General features: G+C 63.5%; 15 protein-coding genes, 1 tRNA gene and 2 pseudogenes. 11 read left to right on the plus strand and 7 right to left on the minus strand.

Annotation, left to right across the window (positions count from 1 at the left end; translation table 11 throughout):
* Positions 1 to 120, plus strand: a pseudogene (locus D2T30_RS00005) (IS481 family transposase); the annotation flags it as partial.
* A 143-nt stretch (positions 121 to 263) separates the two neighbouring features.
* A complete protein-coding gene (locus D2T30_RS00010; RefSeq protein ID WP_128207137.1) occupies positions 264 to 995 on the plus strand; it encodes a DUF6602 domain-containing protein in 732 nt (243 codons plus the stop codon).
* Positions 996 to 1106: 111 nt separating this feature from the next.
* On the opposite strand, the gene D2T30_RS23990 is transcribed toward D2T30_RS00010, so the two are convergent.
* The 5 genes and pseudogenes from D2T30_RS23990 to tig form a co-directional block, all read right to left on the minus strand.
* Positions 1107 to 1511 (minus strand): site-specific integrase, encoded by a 405-nt coding sequence (locus tag D2T30_RS23990; RefSeq protein ID WP_338325424.1) that lies wholly within the window; start codon positions 1509 to 1511, stop codon positions 1107 to 1109.
* Entirely contained in the window at positions 1505 to 1879 is a 375-nt protein-coding gene (locus D2T30_RS23995) for a hypothetical protein (RefSeq protein WP_338325427.1), read from the minus strand. Before D2T30_RS23995 ends, D2T30_RS23990 begins: the two co-directional genes overlap by 7 nt.
* A 355-nt stretch (positions 1880 to 2234) precedes the next feature.
* Positions 2235 to 2351 (minus strand): annotated as a pseudogene (locus D2T30_RS24000) (hypothetical protein); the annotation flags it as partial.
* 197 nt (positions 2352 to 2548) lie between these two features.
* Positions 2549 to 2638 (minus strand) — tRNA-Ser (locus D2T30_RS00020).
* A 215-nt stretch (positions 2639 to 2853) separates the two neighbouring features.
* A complete protein-coding gene (gene tig, locus D2T30_RS00025; protein ID WP_128207138.1) occupies positions 2854 to 4188 on the minus strand; it encodes a trigger factor in 1335 nt (444 codons plus the stop codon).
* A 642-nt stretch (positions 4189 to 4830) separates the two neighbouring features.
* Between tig and cyoA the strand changes: the two genes are divergently transcribed.
* From cyoA to D2T30_RS00050, 5 genes are all read left to right on the plus strand, one after another.
* Positions 4831 to 5949 carry a ubiquinol oxidase subunit II gene (gene cyoA / locus D2T30_RS00030; RefSeq protein WP_241565193.1) on the plus strand — a complete coding sequence of 373 codons (1119 nt, stop codon included), beginning with the start codon at positions 4831 to 4833 and terminating at the stop codon, positions 5947 to 5949.
* Positions 5939 to 7936 carry a cytochrome o ubiquinol oxidase subunit I gene (gene cyoB / locus D2T30_RS00035; protein WP_128181898.1) on the plus strand — a complete coding sequence of 666 codons (1998 nt, stop codon included), beginning with the start codon at positions 5939 to 5941 and terminating at the stop codon, positions 7934 to 7936. The genes cyoA and cyoB overlap by 11 nt, the downstream gene beginning before the upstream one ends.
* Complete coding sequence (gene cyoC / locus D2T30_RS00040; protein ID WP_128207139.1) at positions 7933 to 8550, plus strand: cytochrome o ubiquinol oxidase subunit III; 618 nt, start codon at positions 7933 to 7935, stop codon at positions 8548 to 8550. The genes cyoB and cyoC overlap by 4 nt, the downstream gene beginning before the upstream one ends.
* Complete coding sequence (gene cyoD / locus D2T30_RS00045; RefSeq protein ID WP_128207140.1) at positions 8550 to 8972, plus strand: cytochrome o ubiquinol oxidase subunit IV; 423 nt, start codon at positions 8550 to 8552, stop codon at positions 8970 to 8972. Before cyoC ends, cyoD begins: the two co-directional genes overlap by 1 nt.
* A gap of 74 nt (positions 8973 to 9046) precedes the next feature.
* Positions 9047 to 9784, plus strand: a complete 738-nt coding sequence (locus D2T30_RS00050) for an SURF1 family protein (protein ID WP_128207141.1) — start codon at positions 9047 to 9049, stop codon at positions 9782 to 9784.
* Between the two features lie 9 nt (positions 9785 to 9793).
* Here the strand turns inward: D2T30_RS00050 and D2T30_RS00055 are convergent, their stop codons facing one another.
* Both D2T30_RS00055 and mnmA read right to left on the minus strand, forming a co-directional pair.
* Positions 9794 to 10753, minus strand: coding sequence for a DMT family transporter (locus D2T30_RS00055; protein ID WP_128207142.1), 960 nt, complete (start codon positions 10751 to 10753; stop codon positions 9794 to 9796).
* A 150-nt stretch (positions 10754 to 10903) separates the two neighbouring features.
* A complete protein-coding gene (gene mnmA, locus D2T30_RS00060) occupies positions 10904 to 12055 on the minus strand; it encodes a tRNA 2-thiouridine(34) synthase MnmA (protein WP_128207143.1) in 1152 nt (383 codons plus the stop codon).
* 127 nt (positions 12056 to 12182) lie between these two features.
* Here mnmA and sciP point away from each other — a divergent pair, with 127 nt between their 5' ends.
* From sciP to recG, 4 genes are all read left to right on the plus strand, one after another.
* Positions 12183 to 12461 carry a CtrA inhibitor SciP gene (gene sciP, locus D2T30_RS00065; RefSeq protein ID WP_128181910.1) on the plus strand — a complete coding sequence of 93 codons (279 nt, stop codon included), beginning with the start codon at positions 12183 to 12185 and terminating at the stop codon, positions 12459 to 12461.
* Positions 12462 to 12554: 93 nt separating this feature from the next.
* Positions 12555 to 13268, plus strand: coding sequence for a response regulator transcription factor CtrA (gene ctrA / locus D2T30_RS00070; protein ID WP_128181912.1), 714 nt, complete (start codon positions 12555 to 12557; stop codon positions 13266 to 13268).
* 63 nt (positions 13269 to 13331) lie between these two features.
* Positions 13332 to 15509, plus strand: coding sequence for an NAD-dependent DNA ligase LigA (gene ligA / locus D2T30_RS00075; RefSeq protein WP_128207144.1), 2178 nt, complete (start codon positions 13332 to 13334; stop codon positions 15507 to 15509).
* On the plus strand, positions 15506 to 17596 hold the full coding sequence (recG, locus tag D2T30_RS00080) for an ATP-dependent DNA helicase RecG (RefSeq protein WP_128207145.1): 2091 nt from the start codon (positions 15506 to 15508) through the stop codon (positions 17594 to 17596). Before ligA ends, recG begins: the two co-directional genes overlap by 4 nt.
* The last annotated feature ends 40 nt before the right edge of the window (positions 17597 to 17636 follow it).

The raw sequence follows: 17636 nt of genomic DNA on the forward strand, positions 1-17636 counted from the left end.
CAGGCCGATCTTGACGCCTGGCTCGTCCACCACAACACCGAACGACCCCATCTCGGATATCGCAACATGGGGCGCAGACCCATCGAAACTATCATGTCATTCGTTAGCCAAGAAGGTTAAGAAGACACCTGATGGAACAGGGGAACGCGGCGTGAAGTGAGGAAATCATGGCTGTCTCGGCGGCCGTGCATGATGCTTGACATAGTATGTCATAGGTACTTCCAGATAATCTGCGAGCGCGATTATTTTGAAGGGATGCTCAAATGGCAGCCGGGGAAGTTAAGACATCACCGCTTCTGGACTATTGCGCGGACGCAGTAGCTGCTCTCAGCGCCCAGTACGATATGACGAAGGTCTTGGGGTACAACGCAACCATGGGGGCCGCCCGAGAGAGTTTGATCCAGAATTTTCTGGTCGACCATCTTCCTGAAATGACAAGTGTGGTCAGCGGGGTGATCGTGGATGCAAAAGGAAATCGCTCGAAACAGCAGGACATAGTTCTGATGTTGAAATCGATGCCGCGGTTGCGCTTCGCGAGCGGCGATGACCTGATATTTCAGGAAGGTGCAGTCGCAACATTTGAGATTAAGACTTCAATTGACACTTCGGGAGTCATCAACAAAATTGGCGAGAATATTCAAAGCGTACGAACTTTGAGTTCTACCTCGTTGGAAGGTGTGAGAATAGGCGATCTTTCGTGGCACCACGACCGCATACTTACTGCCGTCCTCACCTATAACGGCACAGAACTTTCGACGATCGAGGAATGGCTGCATAGTGTTCCTATAACCGATAGACCTGACCTTTACCTCGATCTTTCAAAGGGGATTTTGCTGAAGAACGATGGGTCCTTCGCTCCGGTCGAGCAAAACGACTCCGAATACGTTATCATCGATAGCGCGTCGATCGGACTCGCGCGCTTTCTCACCATATTGGCAAGAATAACGGCTGTAGTTCAGCTACGTGAAGTGAAGTGGGAGGAGTATATCGGCTGATGGATGGTATTCGCCTCCGAGCGTGACTGCGAACCACTGACAGTCCGCATCAATACCAGTAATCGGAAAGCCCCTACAGCGCGATCTTGAGCAGGAGGTCGCGCTGCATCTTCAGTGGTGCGCCGTCGCCGTAGCGCTGGCGCTGCAGGGCGTGGCCAAACAGGTCGCGCGGATCCGCTCGTCAAAACCAGCTGCGAGCATCCGGTCCTCGAAGCTGTGCCGCAGGCCATACATCGTGTGCTCCGGCATGTCTTCGAGCAGGCCTTTCTCCCGCAGGTATTTGCTGACCGTCGCCGAGAGCGTCGCGGAATTGGCCCGGTAGCGGGGGAAGCCGTTCGGGTGTTCCCTGAACGCCTTAAGGCAGACGCCGACGAGCGGGATTTTCCGCCGCGAATGCGCGTTCTTCAACTGGCGGCCGATCGGCTTGATGCTGATATACGGCACCTCGGCATCCAAGACGATGTGCTCCCGCAGCAGGCCTGCCGCCTCGCTCGGCCGATAGCCGGTGTTCACCATGCCGAGAAGGATCCGCGCGCCTCCGGGTTGAGGCCGTCCAGTGCGCCGGGCGCGAGGAGACTGTCGCGGATCCACTCGACCGGGAAGGGGCGGCGGTGTTCCTTGTGGTCATCCGGGATCGCGAGGCCGTCCGTCCTGAACCGCAGTTCCATATCCTCGACGCGTGCGACATGCTTCAGCGTCGAGGTCAGGTGGATGAAGTCCTTGTTGGCGCTGTTGGGGGTGAGGTCGTCCTCCTCCATCTTTTCCAGCCACCAGTTGCGGAAATCTACCAGATCCGCCGTGACGATCGCGCCGACCTCCATGTCGCCCTTGACCTTGATGAAGTTGGCGATGGCCTTCTTGCGCGGGTTCTCCCACCGACGCACCTGATCCGCGCTCTTGCCGCGGATCTTGTTCCTTCGTGACTTCCCAGTATCGCTTCAGCGCCTTGCTGACGGTCAGCTTGGGCGGATTGACGGTGCCAAGCAGCGCGTCGGCCTCCATGAGGTCGGGCTTTCCCGGTTTTGAGGCGGCCTCGACAGCCTCGATACGGGCGAGCAGATCGGCGACGGGCAGGCGGGCGACATCCGATGCCATGAGGTATCGGTGGCCGCGCACGGCCGCCAGCTCCTTCGCCGCCGCGAACCGCGCTTCTGCATCGGCGGTGTCACCGTGCAGCCGCGCTTCCCATGCCTCAATGAGTTCATCCCAGATGCGCGGGGCCTTCTCCTTCGCCACCACCAGGTTGTCGGTCGAGAGCGATATCTTCACGCAAGTCCGGTCAACGACCGCAGCGTAGCGTGTCGGAACGCGCCGGCGCAGGATATACTTTCCGCCTCGAAGGACGATCCCTTCCACGATTCGCGCTGTGCCCTGTTTCGTGACCCGACTGGATGTCTAGGCATTATTCGCCCTGATTGGCCCTGAAGGGCAAGTATACAGTTTGCGACTCTGAATGTATCCCAAATCAGGATAGACCAACGCACCCATCTGATTTTTTATTTTGAAAAGTCTTTTAAAATCAATATGTAGTGGCGATTTAGGGGGCGAAAATATGGCGGACGGGAAGGGATTCGAACCCTCGAGACGGTTCCCCGCCTACACACTTTCCAGGCGTGCGCCTTCGACCACTCGGCCACCCGTCCGGGGCCGGGTTTATCCGTATTTTCGGGGGCAAGACAAGGGGCCAATCCATCGGAAGTGAAAATAATCCGGGGATGAGCCGAGCTTCTGCTGGATCGCTCAGGCGGCAGTGATCCTGCTGTTTCGCAAAGCAATTTTCGACGTGGCCCGAGGCAGGGGGTGAAACTGAAAAGGCCGCCCCGAGGGGGCGGCCATGTGGTCCTGCCTGTCGGAAGGATCAGATCTCGTCGAGGGCTTCGATCGCCTTCTGCAGATCTTCCTTCGACACGTCCTTGTCGGTCACATCGGCACCGCCGACGATGAAATCGACAACCTTGTCTTCAAAGATCGGGGCGCGCAGTTGCTGTTGCATCTGCGGGTTCTGCTGGACGAACTGGAAGAACGCCTGTTCCTGACCCGGATACTGGCGCGCCTGGTTCAGGACGGCCTGGGTGAATTCCGCATCGGTCACCTCGATGTCCTGCTTGCGGCCGAGCTCGGCCAGCAGCAGGCCAAGACGCACACGGCGTTCGGCGAGCTTGTTGTGTTCATCCGACGGTTCGATCGAGCCGTGATTGTGGTCGTGATCTTCCGGATGCTCTTCGTGGTAGAGCTGGTGGGCGATCTGATGGGCTTCCGCCTCGACCAGCGAGGGCGGCAGGTCGAACTTCACCTTGGTGTCCAGCACGTCGAGCAGGTTGCGCTTCAGCACTGCGCGGGCCGCGCCCTTGAATTCCGCTTCCAGACGTTCGGCGATCTGCGCCTTGAGGGCCGCCAGATCGTCGGCGCCGAACTTCTTCGCCAGTTCGTCATCGATCGGGGTGTCGACCGGGGCCTTCACCGCCTTGACCGTGGTCTTGAAGGTCGCTTCCTTGCCGGCAAGGTTCTTGGCGCCGTAGTTTTCCGGGAAGGTCACCTTGACCTCGACCTCGTCGCCCGCCTTGGCGCCGGTGAGCTGGTCCTCGAAGCCCGGGATGAAGGTGTTGGAGCCGAGCACGAGCGGGTAATCCTCGCCCTTGCCGCCCTCGAAGGCTTCGCCGTCGATGAAGCCTTCGAAGTCGATCACGATCTGATCGCCTTCCTTCGACTTGGTGCCCTTCTTGCGGTCCTCGAAGGTCTGCGCGGTCTTGGCGAGGTTCTTCAGCGCGTCCTCGACGGCCGAATCCTCGGCCTTCACGACCAGACGTTCCAGCTTCACATCCGACAGATCGACGTCCGGGATCTCCGGCAGCGCCTCGTAGGAAACGTTGACCACGACGTCATCGCCTTCCTTCCAGGTCTCGCCGCCGTCCATCTCGACCTTCGGCTGAAGGGCAGGGCGGTCGCCCGTCTTTTCGAAATGTTCCTTCATCGCGCCGTCGACGGCTTCCTGCATCGCGTCGCCCAGAACGCGCGCGCCGAAGGTCTTCTTCAGCATCGGCAGCGGCACCTTGCCCTTGCGGAACCCCTTGAGCTCGACCTCGGGCTGGGCTTCCAGAAGTTTCTCGGTGACCTTCGCATCCAGCTCGGAGGCGGGGATGGTGATGGTGTAGCCGCGCTTCAGGCCTTCGTTCAGCGTCTCGGTGACCTGCATGGGGTGTCCTCATAAGCAAGGCGCGCCTGCGGGCGCGCGTCAATCCTGAATTTCAGGCGCCCTTCTATTGTCGCGGGCCCCGGGAGGCAAGGCGAAAAGCGGGCGCGGGCGGTACAAGGCGGGCGAAAGCGCCGTATCCGGCTATATAATATATAGTGTGTGATCCGCATTCCGTAAGGTCACCCCCGCCCGGCGTTCCTGCCGCCGGGGCAACGTTGCCCGGACGACGGGCGGAATTGCACTTTCGGTCAAAATCTGCTGCTGTCCGGATGCGGCGGATGCTGCCGCGGGGAAGAGACGATGCGCCCGGCGCGGCTTGATGACGCAGGCTTCAGGTCGGATTTTCCTTGAACAGGGGATGTATCTTTGGCTGGATTGACAACAGCCAGAGGGGGGCGCAATCCGGCGGGGTCTATCGATCCCGTGCGGGTTGGGTGCGGTTCCAAGTCTGTCAAGGGGGGATGAGATCGAAAACCTGTCACAGATTCCGCGACAACCTGTCGCACGTTGTTCCTTTGGCACGATCCCGGGTGCGGCAGTTGTTGCGTCCTCGCCGGCATTCTGCCATAGCATCGCCATCATGATCACGACCCGGTGTGCCAGTCGCGTGCACCGGGTTGATCCTGCCCCAAGAGGCCCGATTTGTTGAAACTCCCAAAATTCCTCCTGATGCTGCCCGTGGCGGTGTTGCTGGCGGGGTGTCAGTACGACGTGCTGGTCCCCACGGGATGGGTCGGCGCGCAGCAGCGTGACCTCCTGCTCATCTCCGTTCTTCTGATGCTGATCGTGATCATCCCCGTGATGGTCATGGTCGTCTACTTCCCCTGGAAGTATCGCGCGACGCGCAAGGACAATTCGGACTATGAGCCGGATTTCTCCCATTCCACGAAGATCGAGGTCTTCGTCTGGGGCGTGCCGATCCTCATCATCCTGGCGCTCGGCACCTATACCTACATCTATACGCATCGGCTGGATCCCTATCGTCCGCTCGATCACGTCTCGTTCAATGAAGAGCCCCTGCAGATCGAAGCGGTGTCGCTCGACTGGAAATGGCTGTTCATCTATCCGCAATACGGTGTCGCCACGGTCAACGAGATCAAGATGCCCGTCGGCCGTCAGGTCGAATTCCGGCTGACCTCCTCGACGGTGATGAACACCTTCGTGGTGCCGAAGCTGGGCGGGATGATCTATTCGATGACCGGCATGCAGACCAAGCTGCATCTGGTCGCGGACGAACCGGGTGTCTTCGCGGGCCGTTCGGCGCATTATTCGGGTCCGGGCTTCTCGGGCATGTCGTTCAACGCGACCGCGCTCGGCACCCCGGGCGACGAGGCGGGCAACGACGCGCTGTTCAACGACTGGATCGAAGAGGTCCGCGCCCAGGGCACCGACCTGACCGACGAGGCGTTCCTGCAACTCGAGAAACCCTCGATGGCCGATCCGGCGCGTCCCTCGGTGCCGATGCCGGTGACCTATTACCGGACCGTTTCGGACAATCTGTTCGACCGGATCGCCGGCATGTGCGTCGAGCCGGGCAAGGTCTGCATGTCCGAGATGATGATGCAGGACCGCGCAGGCGGCGGCGGCGAGGCGGGCCTCGGCGACAAACACAGATACGAATACGACAGCGAGCGGGCCGTCGATGGTTTCGGCAATGCCATGCCGCCGCAGGCCGCGCCTTTCGCGCCGGCCCGGCACGGCGCCGCCGGGCACGACCATGTTTCCGCTGTCGAAACGGAAGGGCACACCAATGGCCAATGACGCAATCAATCCCTATCTGGGGCCGGTTTCGCCGATTTTCGGCCGGCTGACCTGGGACTGGATCCCGTATCACGAACCGATTCTGATCGGCACCTTCGCCGGTGTCGCGCTCGGCGGTCTCGTGGTGCTCGCACTGATGACCAAATTCCGGCTCTGGGGGCCGTTGTGGCGCGACTGGGTCACCACCGTCGACCACAAGAAGATCGGGATCATGTATATGGTCCTCGGCTTCATCATGTTCGTGCGCGGCTTCGCCGACGCGATCATGATGCGCGCGCAGCAGGCTCTGGCCGCGGGCGGGGCGGAAGGCTATCTGCCGCCGCACCACTTCGACCAGGTCTTCACCGCCCACGGGGTCATCATGATCTTCTTCGTGGCGATGGCCTTCATCACCGGCATCATGAACTTCGTGATGCCAACGCAGATCGGCGCACGAGACGTGGCCTTCCCGTTCCTGAACAACTTCTCGTTCTGGATGACGGTGGCGGGCGCGCTTCTGGTGAACATCTCGCTGTTCATCGGGGAGTTCGCGCGTGTCGGCTGGCTGGCATTCCCACCCTTGTCGGGCAAGGATTTCTCGCCCGGGCCGGGGGTCGACTATTACATCTGGGCGCTGCAGATCGCCGGCGTGGGCACCACGCTGTCCGGCATCAACATGATCACCACGATCTTCAAGATGCGCGCGCCGGGGATGAAGCTGTTCGACATGCCGGTCTTCACCTGGACCACGCTCTGCGCGAACTTCCTGATCGTCGCGGCGTTCCCGGTGCTGACCGCCACGCTCGCGCTGCTGACGCTCGACCGTTATGTGGGCACGCACTTCTTCACCAATGACCTTGGTGGGAACCCGATGATGTATATCAACCTCATCTGGATCTGGGGTCACCCGGAAGTCTACATCCTGATCCTGCCGATCTTCGGCGTCTTCGCCGAAATCGCGCAGACCTTCTCGGGCAAGCCGCTGTTCGGCTACAAGACGATGGTCTGGGCGACGATCTCGATCATGATCCTGTCCTTCCTCGTGTGGCTGCACCACTTCTTCACCATGGGGTCGGGGGCGAACGTCAACACCTTCTTCGGGATCGCGACGATGATCATCGCCGTGCCGACGGGCGTGAAGGTGTTCAACTGGCTGTTCACGATGTACAAGGGGCATGTCCGTTTCGAGGTGCCGATGATGTGGACCATCGCGTTCATCATCACCTTCACCATCGGCGGCATGTCGGGCGTCATGCTGGCGATCCCGCCGGTCGACTTCCAGCTGCACAACACGCTGTTCCTCGTTGCGCACTTCCACAACGTGGCCATCGGCGGCGTGGTGTTCGGCGTCTATGCGGCGGTCGCCTTCTGGTGGCCGAAGGCCTTCGGCTTCAAGCTGGACGACCGCTGGGGTCACCGTTCCTTCTGGCTGTGGGTCATCGGTTTCTATCTGGCCTTCATGCCGCTCTATGCGCTTGGCCTGATGGGCGCCACGCGCCGGGTCAACGCCTATCTGGACATCGGCTGGCAGATCTACTTCGTGGTCGCTGCCGTGGGCGTGGTCTTCATCCTGGCGGGTATCCTGTGCGGCTTCTACGGCATGTTCTATTCGGTCATGCACCGCAAGGAACTGGCCTGCGGTCCGGACCCGTGGAATGCGCGGACGCTCGACTGGGCGACCTCGTCCCCGCCGGCGCCCTACAACTTCCCGCAGACGATCCATGTGCGCGGCCTCGACGAGTTCTGGCGCATGAAGAAAGAGGGCTTCAAGTGGTCGACCCACTATCAGCCGATCCACATGCCGCATTACACCGCGGCGGGGGTTCTGCTGGCGGCGGCAAGCCTGGTCTTCGGCTTCGCCATGGTGTGGTGGATGTGGTGGCTCGCTGCCCTGTCCTTCGTCGCCATCCTGGTGATCGCCATCGGTCATACGTTCAACTACAACCGTGACTACTACATTCCTGCGGAAGAGGTTGCGGAGATCGAAGCCAAGGGAGCAGCCGCATGAGCGTGACCCAGACCACTTCCCTCGGCGGGGCGCACAGCCCCGCCCATGAGGAGCACCATCACGAGAGCCCGACGCCGATCGGCTTCTGGATCTACCTGATGAGCGACTGCATCATCTTCGGGACGCTCTTCGCCACCTATGCGGTGCTCGGCTACAGCTACGCGGGCGGTCCTTCGCCCAAGGACCTGTTCGAACCGGGCTTCGTGCTGATCGAAACCGCGCTGCTGCTGATCTCTTCGGTCACCTTCGGCGTGGCGATGCTGCGGGCCTCGGCCGGGCAGCTCGGGTCGACCGTCAACTGGCTGATCGTCACCGGCCTCTTCGGTGCCGGTTTCATCGCGATGGAAATCTACGAGTTCAACCACCTGATCCATATCGGGGCGGGTCCGGACCGTTCGGCCTTCCTCTCGGCCTTCTTCGCGCTGGTCGGCACGCACGGGCTGCACGTGACCTTCGGTCTCGTCTGGCTGATCACGCTGACGGTTCAGTTGAAGATCCACGGGCTGAACGAGGCGAACATGCGCCGCATGGGCACGCTGAGCATGTTCTGGCACTTCCTCGACCTGATCTGGATCGGGGTGTTCTCCTTCGTCTATCTGGTGAGGATCATCTGATGTCCGATCATTCCAACGCGCATTCGCACGGCACGATGAACCAGCTGATGACCGGCTTCGCCATGGCGGTCGTGCTGACGCTGGTGCCCTTCGCGCTGGTCATGTCGGGCGTCGAGATGGACCGCACGCTGCTGATCGGCATCATCATGGGTCTTGGCGGGGTGCAGGTTATCGTCCACCTCGTCTATTTCCTGCATGTCAACTCGAAGGTCGAGCAGGGCTGGACCCTGACCGCGACGATCTTCGCGGTGGTCATTCTGGGGATCGTTCTGGCGGGCTCGCTCTGGGTCATGCACAACATGAACGCGAACATGCTGCCGATGGACCATGACGCGCTGATGGGCGGCCAAGGCATCGGCCTGTCGCCCGAGGTCGATCATTCGAACATGCCGGGCATGGATCATTCGACCACCGGGAACTGATCGTTCCCGCACGCATCACGAACGGGGCCGGAGCTTCCGGCCCCGTTTTCATGACCGCACCCCGGGGAGGGACCATGACCCATTCGCCGCGCTGGCCGCGCCTTGTGATCGTCACCCTGATCGCCGTGATCGGGATTGCCGGATTTGGCAGTCTCGGCATCTGGCAGGTGAACCGCCTGCACTGGAAGCTGGATCTGATCGCGCGGGTGGACAGCCGCATCCATGCCGATCCGGTTCCCGCGCCCGGCCCGTCGGACTGGCCGGATCTGACGGCCGAGAATGCCGAATACCGCCGGGTGGAGCTGCACGGCACCTTCCTCAATCAGGACGAGGTGCAGATCTACACGCCTTCCGACTGGGGGCCGGGCTACTGGGTGCTGACGCCGCTGCAACGCGAAGACGGCACGATCGTGATGATCAACCGCGGCGTGGTGCCCGAGGCGTTCCGCGATCCCGCCACCCGCCCGGCGCCCGAGGGCGAACAGACCGTCATCGGCCTGCTGCGCATATCGGAAAGCCATGGCTGGCTGTTCTCGCGTCAAAGCGATCCGGCGGCGCGGACATGGTATCGGCGCGACATCGGCTCGATCACCCAGACGCTGGGGCTTGCGAATGCGGCGCCCTATTTCGTCGATCAGGAACTGACCGACCCGCAGGGCTGGCCGCGCGGCGGGCGCACGGTGGTCAGCTTCCGCAACAGCCATCTGAGCTATGCGCTGACCTGGTTCGCGCTGACGGCTCTGGTCCTTGGTGCCTGGGTTCTGGTGATCCGCAGCGAATTGCGCCGCGACGACCGCGCCGAAGAGCCCTGAGCCGGGGGCTCAGCGCTCCTCGTCCGGGCGGGTCAGCGTGACCGGGGCGATCCGCGTCGCGCCACCCATCGGGCGCGGTCCCGGCACGTTGCGCACATGTTCGCGCATCAGCGTCATCGCGCCCGAACCGATGATCAGCACCATGCCCACGAACATCGGCATGTCGACCGTATCGTCCCAGATCAGCCAGCCCAGCAGGATCGCCCAAAGCATCTGGCTGTATTGCGTGGTCGAGATCAGCGCCGCGGGCGCCAGCCGCGCGGCGTGCATCAGCAGGATATTGGCGAAGGCGGCCAGCAGCCCGTAGCCCGCCAGCATCAGCCATTCCACCCCGTCGGGCCAGCGGAACGCCGGGAACGAAACCACCCCGCAGACGATCACCCCGCCCATGATCCCCGCACCGATCAGCGACAGCCGGCGTTCCTCGGGTACCGCCCGATAGGTGACGATCGAGATGGCGCCGGCCAGCCCCGCGAACATCGCGCCCAGATGGCCGATGGTCAGTTCACGAAAGCCGGGCCGCAGCACGATCAGCACGCCGATGAAGCCGATGGTCACCGAAAGCCAGCGCCGGATGCCTACCGGCTCCTTCAGCCAGATCACGGAAAACACCGTCACGAAGGCGGGTTGCAGGAAGATCAGCACGAAGGCCTCGGCCATCGGCAGATGGGTGAAGGCGGTGACCGAGCCGATGATGCCGATCGGATAGGCAAGGAAGCGCAGCAGCCACAGCGGCCGATTGACCGTGTGGAAGATGTCCGAAACCCTGTCGCCCTTGCGCATCACGAAGGGCAGGGCGGTCAGCCCGAAGACCGCCCCGATGAAGGCGGATTCGTAAGGCGGCAGCCGCCCCTCGATCAGCTTCACGCAGGCATCGGAAAAGGAAAAGGCGGCAAAGCTGGCGAAGGCCAGCAATACCCCCGGCAGCACCGTTTCTACGGTGGCGGAAGACGTATCGGGACGGGACATGACGGATCCGGGATCAGGGGAGGGCCGGGGGAGGCCGGCGGTCGTGTGGTGGATTGGGGGAGGTGTCGTGGAGCACGTAATGGCGCGCGGCGGAGGATCCGTCCAGCGGGCACGGATCCTCGGGGATAGGACATGGTGTCGCGGTCGGGCTCAGCGGCCCTTCCAGATCCAGCCGCCGCCAAAGATCCGGCTGCTGTCGGTGTCGTAAAGGACGCAGGCCTGACCGGGGCTGACGCCTTCCTCGGGGGAAAGCAGCTCGACCTCGGCCTCGGTGTCGCTGATCGGGCGCAGGATGGCCTCGCGCGGCGGGCGGGTCGAGCGCACCTTGACCGACAGATGCCATTCCGCGCGCGACATCATCGGCGCATCGCCGAGCCAGTTGATCTCGCGCACCGGGATGATGCGGGTGGACAGCGCCTCCTTGGGCCCAACGACGACACGGCGGTTGTCGGCGTCGAGCTTCACCACATAGAGCGGATCTTCCAGTCCGCCGATGCCAAGGCCACGGCGCTGGCCGATCGTGTAATGGATCACGCCGCGATGCGTGCCCAGCACATTGCCCTGCAGATCGACGATCTCGCCCGGATCGGCGGCGCCGGGGCGGAGCTTTTCGATCACGCTGGCATAGTTGCCGTTCGGCACGAAGCAGATGTCCTGACTGTCGGGCTTGTCGGCGACGGGCAGGCCGTATTTCGCCGCCAGCGCCCGGGTTTCCGCCTTGGACGCCAGATGGCCGAGCGGAAAGCGCAGGAAGCCGAGCTGTTCGCGCGTGGTGGAGAAGAGGAAATAGCTCTGATCGCGGTTCGGATCGGTGGCGCAATGCAGCTCCGGCCCCGCGGCGCCCATCCTGCGCCGGATGTAATGCCCGGTCGCCATGCAATCGGCATCGAGGTCGCGCGCCGTTTCCAGCAGGTCCTTGAACTTCACCCGCTCGTTGCAGCGGATGCAGGGCACCGGCGTCGCGCCCGCCAGATAGGCATCGGCGAATTCCTCGATCACCGCCTCGCGGAAGGTGTTTTCGTAATCGAGCACGTAATGCGGAAAGCCCATGGTTTCCGCCACGCGGCGCGCGTCGTGAATGTCCTGCCCGGCGCAGCAGGCGCCCTTTTTCGCCAGCGCCGCCCCGTGGTCATAAAGCTGCAGGGTGACGCCGACGACATCGTAGCCTTCCTCCTTCAGCATCGCCGCCACGACGGAGCTGTCGACGCCGCCCGACATGGCGACGACGACCCGCGTCTGGCCCGGCGGTTTCGGCAGGCCAAGCGAGTTCAGCGGCGGATCGAGGGGGAAGTCCTTGCTCATCGGAGGCGTCCTTTGTCAGACCCGCAGCAATATATGAAAATGCTATCGACTCTCAAGCCCGCGTTTCATCGCTCGTTAAGTGCCACGCGCGCATTTTGACGCCCACCAGGGGAATTGGGGGTGCGATATGTATCTGAAGAAAGTGGATGGACCAAGGTCCGTGACCTTGCCGGATGGCACGATCCTGACGCGGGCGGACCTGCCTGCGCGGGACACACGGCGTTGGGTGGCCTCGCGCAAGGCGGTGGTGGTGCAGGCGGTGACCCACGGTCTGGTCTCGCGCGACGAGGTTCTGGAACGCTACGGGATCTCGGAAGAGGAATTCGAGCTGTGGACGGAGGCGGTCCGCAAGCATGGAGTTCAGGGCCTGAAAGTCACAGCCATTCAAAAATTCAGGCAACTTTAGGTTGCGTGAATGATTATTTCTGCGAAAGTAACCAGGTATTAACTAATTGCGTCCGAATATAGGGTAATTACCTGATTAACGCGGAGTTCCATTATGCGTATTTTGTTGGTGGAGGACGATCCGACTGTCTCCCGCAGCATCGAGCTGATGCTGACCCATGCAAATCTCAACGTCTATTGCACGGATCTGGGAGAAGAGGGGATAGATCTGGCCAAGCTCTATGACTATGACCTGATCCTTCTGGATCTCAACCTTCCGGATATGAATGGTCTGGAAGTCCTCCGCCAATTGCGTCTGGCGCGTGTGGAAACACCCATCCTGATCCTGACCGGGGCCGACGATACCGAGAACAAAATCAAGGGCTTCGGTTCCGGCGCGGATGATTACATGACCAAGCCCTTCCACCGGGAGGAATTGATCGCCCGGATCCATGCGATCATCCGCCGGTCGAAGGGGCATTCGCAATCCGTCATCCGCACCGGAAAGATCGCGGTGAATGTCGATGCGAAAACCGTTCAGGCCGGTGGAAAGTCGGTTCATCTGACCGGCAAGGAATATCAGATGCTGGAATTGCTGAGCCTGCGCAAGGGCACCACGCTGACCAAGGAAATGTTCCTCAATCATCTCTATGGCGGGATGGATGAACCGGAATTGAAGATCATCGATGTCTTCATCTGCAAGTTGAGAAAGAAATTGTCCGAGGCGACCGAAGGGGACAATTACATCGAGACGGTCTGGGGTCGGGGCTATGTCCTGCGCGATCCCGAGGTGGACGGCCTCGGCCGGCGGATCGCGGCCTCGGCGTGAGCTTGCCCTCTGGACGACCCCTGCGGCTGATCCTATTCCTTTGGAACAGCCGAGGGAGTGCCCATGACCGACAATACCACGCCGACAAACGACCTCGCCGTTGATCCGACCGGCGCGGTGGGCGCCGATGTCTCGCAGGTGACGCGGGAGGCCGTCCCGGCGGAAATGTCGCGGCTCGCCACGGCGATCGAGGCGGCGAACACCGCCTATCACACGCTCGACGCGCCCGAGATTTCGGATTCCGACTATGATTCGCTCAAGCAGCGGCTGATCGCGCTTGAAGCCCGCTTCCCGGATCTTGCCCGTCCGGACAGCCCGACCCGCAAGGTCGGCGCCACCGTCGCCGAGGGTTTCGGCAAGGTCGTGCATGAAGTCCGGATGATGAGCCTTGAAAACGGCTTCTCCGAAGAGGATGTCCGCGATTTCGACGCCCGCGTGCGCAGCTATCTGGGGCTCGGCCCGCAGGATCCGCTGACCTATACCGCCGAGCCGAAGATCGACGGCCTGTCCCTGTCCCTGCGCTATGAAAACGGCCTGCTGGTGCGCGCGGCGACCCGGGGCGACGGCGAGGTGGGCGAGAATGTGACCGAGAACGCCCGCACCATCGCCGACATCCCGCATCGCCTGACCGGCGCGCCCGACCTGCTTGAGGTGCGGGGCGAGGTCTATATGGGCCACGCGGATTTCGAGGCGCTGAACGCCCGGCAGGCCGAAAGGGGCGAAAGAACCTTTGCCAACCCCCGCAACGCCGCCGCCGGGTCGCTGCGCCAGCTTGATCCCAAAGTGACGGCGGGGCGGGCGCTGCGCTTCTTTGCCTATGCCTGGGGGGCGCTGTCCGCGCCGCTCTCCGACACGCAACTGGGCGCGATCGCGCGGTTCCGGGCGCTCGGCTTTTCGACCAATCCGCTGACCGTCCTGTGTTCCGGTCCCGACGAGATGCTGGCCCAGTATCGCGTGATCGAGGAGCAGCGCGCCACGCTCGGCTATGATATCGACGGGGTGGTCTACAAGGTGAACGACCTTGCGCTGCAACGCCGGCTGGGGTTCCGCGCGACCACGCCGCGATGGGCGCTGGCGCATAAATTCCCCGCGCAACTCGCCTGGACCCGCCTTGAAAAGATCGAGATCCAAGTCGGCCGCACCGGCGCGCTCAGCCCCGTGGCCCGGCTGATGCCGGTGACGGTGGGCGGCGTGGTCGTGTCGAACGCGACGCTCCACAACGAGGATTACATCGCCGGGCGCGATTCCCGCGGGGAACAGATCCGCGGCGGCAAGGACATCCGCGAAGGCGACTGGGTGCAGGTCTATCGCGCCGGCGACGTGATCCCCAAGGTCGCCGATGTCGATCTGTCGCGCCGCCCGCCGGATGCCGTGCCCTATGTCTTCCCGACCGAATGCCCGGTCTGCGGATCCGCCGCGATCCGCGAAGAGGGCGATGCCGTGCGCCGCTGCACCGGGGGGCTCAACTGCCGCGCGCAGTCGCTCGAAAAGCTCAAGCATTTCGTCTCCCGCTCGGCCTTCGACATCGAGGGACTGGGGCCGAAGCAGCTTGAGATGTTCTTCGGCGACCCGATCCTGTATATCCGCGAACCCGCCGACATCTTCACCCTTGCCGCCCGCGACGCCGAAACGCCGCTGCGCCAGTTGAAGAACCGCGACGGCTGGGGCGAGAAATCGGCCACCAACCTGTTCCGCGCGATCGAGGACCGCCGCCGCATCCCGCTCAACAAGCTGATCTTCGCGCTTGGCATCCGTCATATCGGCGAAGAGACGGCGAACTTGATTGCCCGCCATTACGGCAACTGGGACGCGTTCATCACCGCCATGCATGCCGCCGACGACCCCGAGGGCGCCGCCTGGACGGAGCTGATGGCGATCGACGGCATCGGCGAAACCACGGCGCGCTCGCTCGTCACCTCGCTCAACCATTCGGTCGACCGGCCGGCGATCGAACGGCTGATGGTGCATGTCACGGCCGAGCCGGTGGCGCAGCGGACGGCCTCGGGCAGCCCGGTTTCCGGGCTGACGATGGTGTTCACCGGCACGCTCGAACGGATGACCCGGGCCGAGGCCAAGGCCCGGGCCGAGGCGCTTGGCGCCAAGGTCGCCGGCTCGGTTTCGGCCAAGACGGATATCGTCGTCGCCGGTCCCGGTGCCGGGTCCAAGGCCAAGAAGGCCGCCGATCTGGGCATCCGCGTGATCGACGAGGACGAATGGCTCGCCCTCGCGGGGGAGACATGAGCGGGCGCCCCGTCCTTCTCTTTCCGCTTTTCGCCGGCGTCGACTCCCTGCCCGGTATCGGCGCGAAGACGGCGCAGGCGCTGGCGCAGGGGGAGATCACGCGCCCCCGCGATCTGGCCCTGACGCTGCCCTACAGCGTGATCGACCGCCGCCCGGTGCGCAGCGTCCGTGGGGTGCAGCCGCCCGCGGTGGTGACGGTGGAGGTCACGGTCCTGTCGCACAGTCCCGCGCGGCGCAAGGGCGGCCCTTCGCGCGTTCTGGTGCAGGATGCCGAGGCGGACTTCGCGCTGATCTTCTTTCACGCGCGCGGCGACTATCTGGAAAAGACCCTGCCGGTGGGGGCGCGCCGGATCGTCTCGGGCCGGATCGAGGCGTTCGAGGGCAGCTTTCAGATGGTCCATCCGGATTATATCCTGCCCCCCGATCAAGCCGCGAGCCTGCCGCGGTTCGAGCCGGTCTACCCCCTGACCGCGGGCGTGACGCAGCGCCTGATGGCGAAGGGGGTCGAGGGGGCTTTGGCGTTGCTGCCCGCGCTGGAGGAATGGATCGACCCGGGGCTGAAGGCGCGCGAACACTGGCCCGACTGGGGCGCGGCGCTGCGGGCCGCCCATGCGCCCGAGGGGCTCGAAGACATCGCCCCCACCGCGCCCGCCCGAACGCGGCTGGCCTATGACGAGCTTTTCGCCCATCAGCTGACCCTCGCGCTGGCCCGCCGGTCCGAGCGGCGGCTGAAGGGGCGGGTGACACGCGGCGACGGGCGGCTGCGGGCGCGGGTTCTGGCGGCGCTGCCCTTCCGTCCGACCGGCGCGCAGGATCGTTCGGTGGCCGAGATCACCGCCGATATGGCGGATGGCCGGCGGATGAACCGGCTGCTTCAGGGCGATGTCGGATCGGGCAAGACGCTGGTGGCGCTGCTCGCGCTGCTGAACGCCGTCGAGGCGGGCGGGCAGGGCGTGATGATGGCCCCGACCGAGATCCTCGCACGTCAGCATCACGAGGGGCTGGCCCCGCTGGCGGAGGCTGCGGGCGTGCGGATCGAGGTGCTGACCGGCCGCGACAAGGGGGCCGAGCGGGCGGCGAAGCTTACCGATCTGGCCGCCGGGCGGATCCATATCCTGATCGGCACCCATGCGGTCTTCCAGAAGGACGTGGAGTTTCACGACCTGCGCCTTGTGGTGATCGACGAACAGCACCGCTTCGGCGTCGCGCAAAGGATGGAGCTGGGTGCCAAGGGCGACAAGGTCGACGTGCTGGTGATGACCGCAACGCCAATCCCGCGCTCGCTCGCGCTGGCGCAATATGGCGACATGGATGTCAGCCTGCTTGACGAAAAGCCGCCGGGGCGCAAGCCGGTGCGCACGGCGCTGATCCCCACCGACCGGCTGGGCGAGGTGGTCGAGCGTCTGCGCGCCGCCGTCGCCGCCGGGCGGCAGGCCTATTGGGTCTGCCCGCTGGTCGAGGAAAGCGAGCGCAGCGACCTCACCTCGGCCGAGGATCGGTTCCGCGCGCTCCGCGCCGCCTTGGGCGAGGGGATCGTCGGGCTGGTCCACGGGCAGATGCCGGTCGCGGAAAAGGACGCAGCGATGGCGGATTTCGTCGCCGGGCGCAGCCGGATTCTGGTGGCGACGACGGTGATCGAGGTGGGGGTGAACGTGCCCAATGCCTCGATCATGGTGATCGAACGGGCCGAGATCTTCGGCCTTGCGCAGTTGCATCAGTTGCGTGGCCGCGTCGGGCGCGGCGCGGCGGAATCGACCTGCCTGCTCCTGTATCAGGCGCCCCTGTCCGAAGGCGGCGCGCGGCGGCTGAAGATCCTGCGCGAGACCGAGGACGGCTTCCGCATCGCCGAGGAAGACCTGTCCATGCGAGGCGCTGGCGATGTGATCGGTACGGCGCAATCCGGCCTGCCGCGCTTTCGCATCGCGGATATCGAGCGTCAGGCGGGCCTGATGGCGATCGCGCAAAGCGACGCCCGCGCGCTGCTGGAACGCGATCCGGGGCTTGAAACCCCGCGCGGCAAGGCGGCGCGGGCGCTGCTGTGGCTGATGGAGCAGGACCGGGCGTTCCGTCTGCTGGACGTCGGTTGAGGGGCCCGCAATTAACGAATCCTAAGATGTTCCTAAAAAG

Source organism: Paenirhodobacter populi, from assembly GCF_004022215.1.
Taxonomy (GTDB): domain Bacteria; phylum Pseudomonadota; class Alphaproteobacteria; order Rhodobacterales; family Rhodobacteraceae; genus Rhodobacter; species Rhodobacter populi.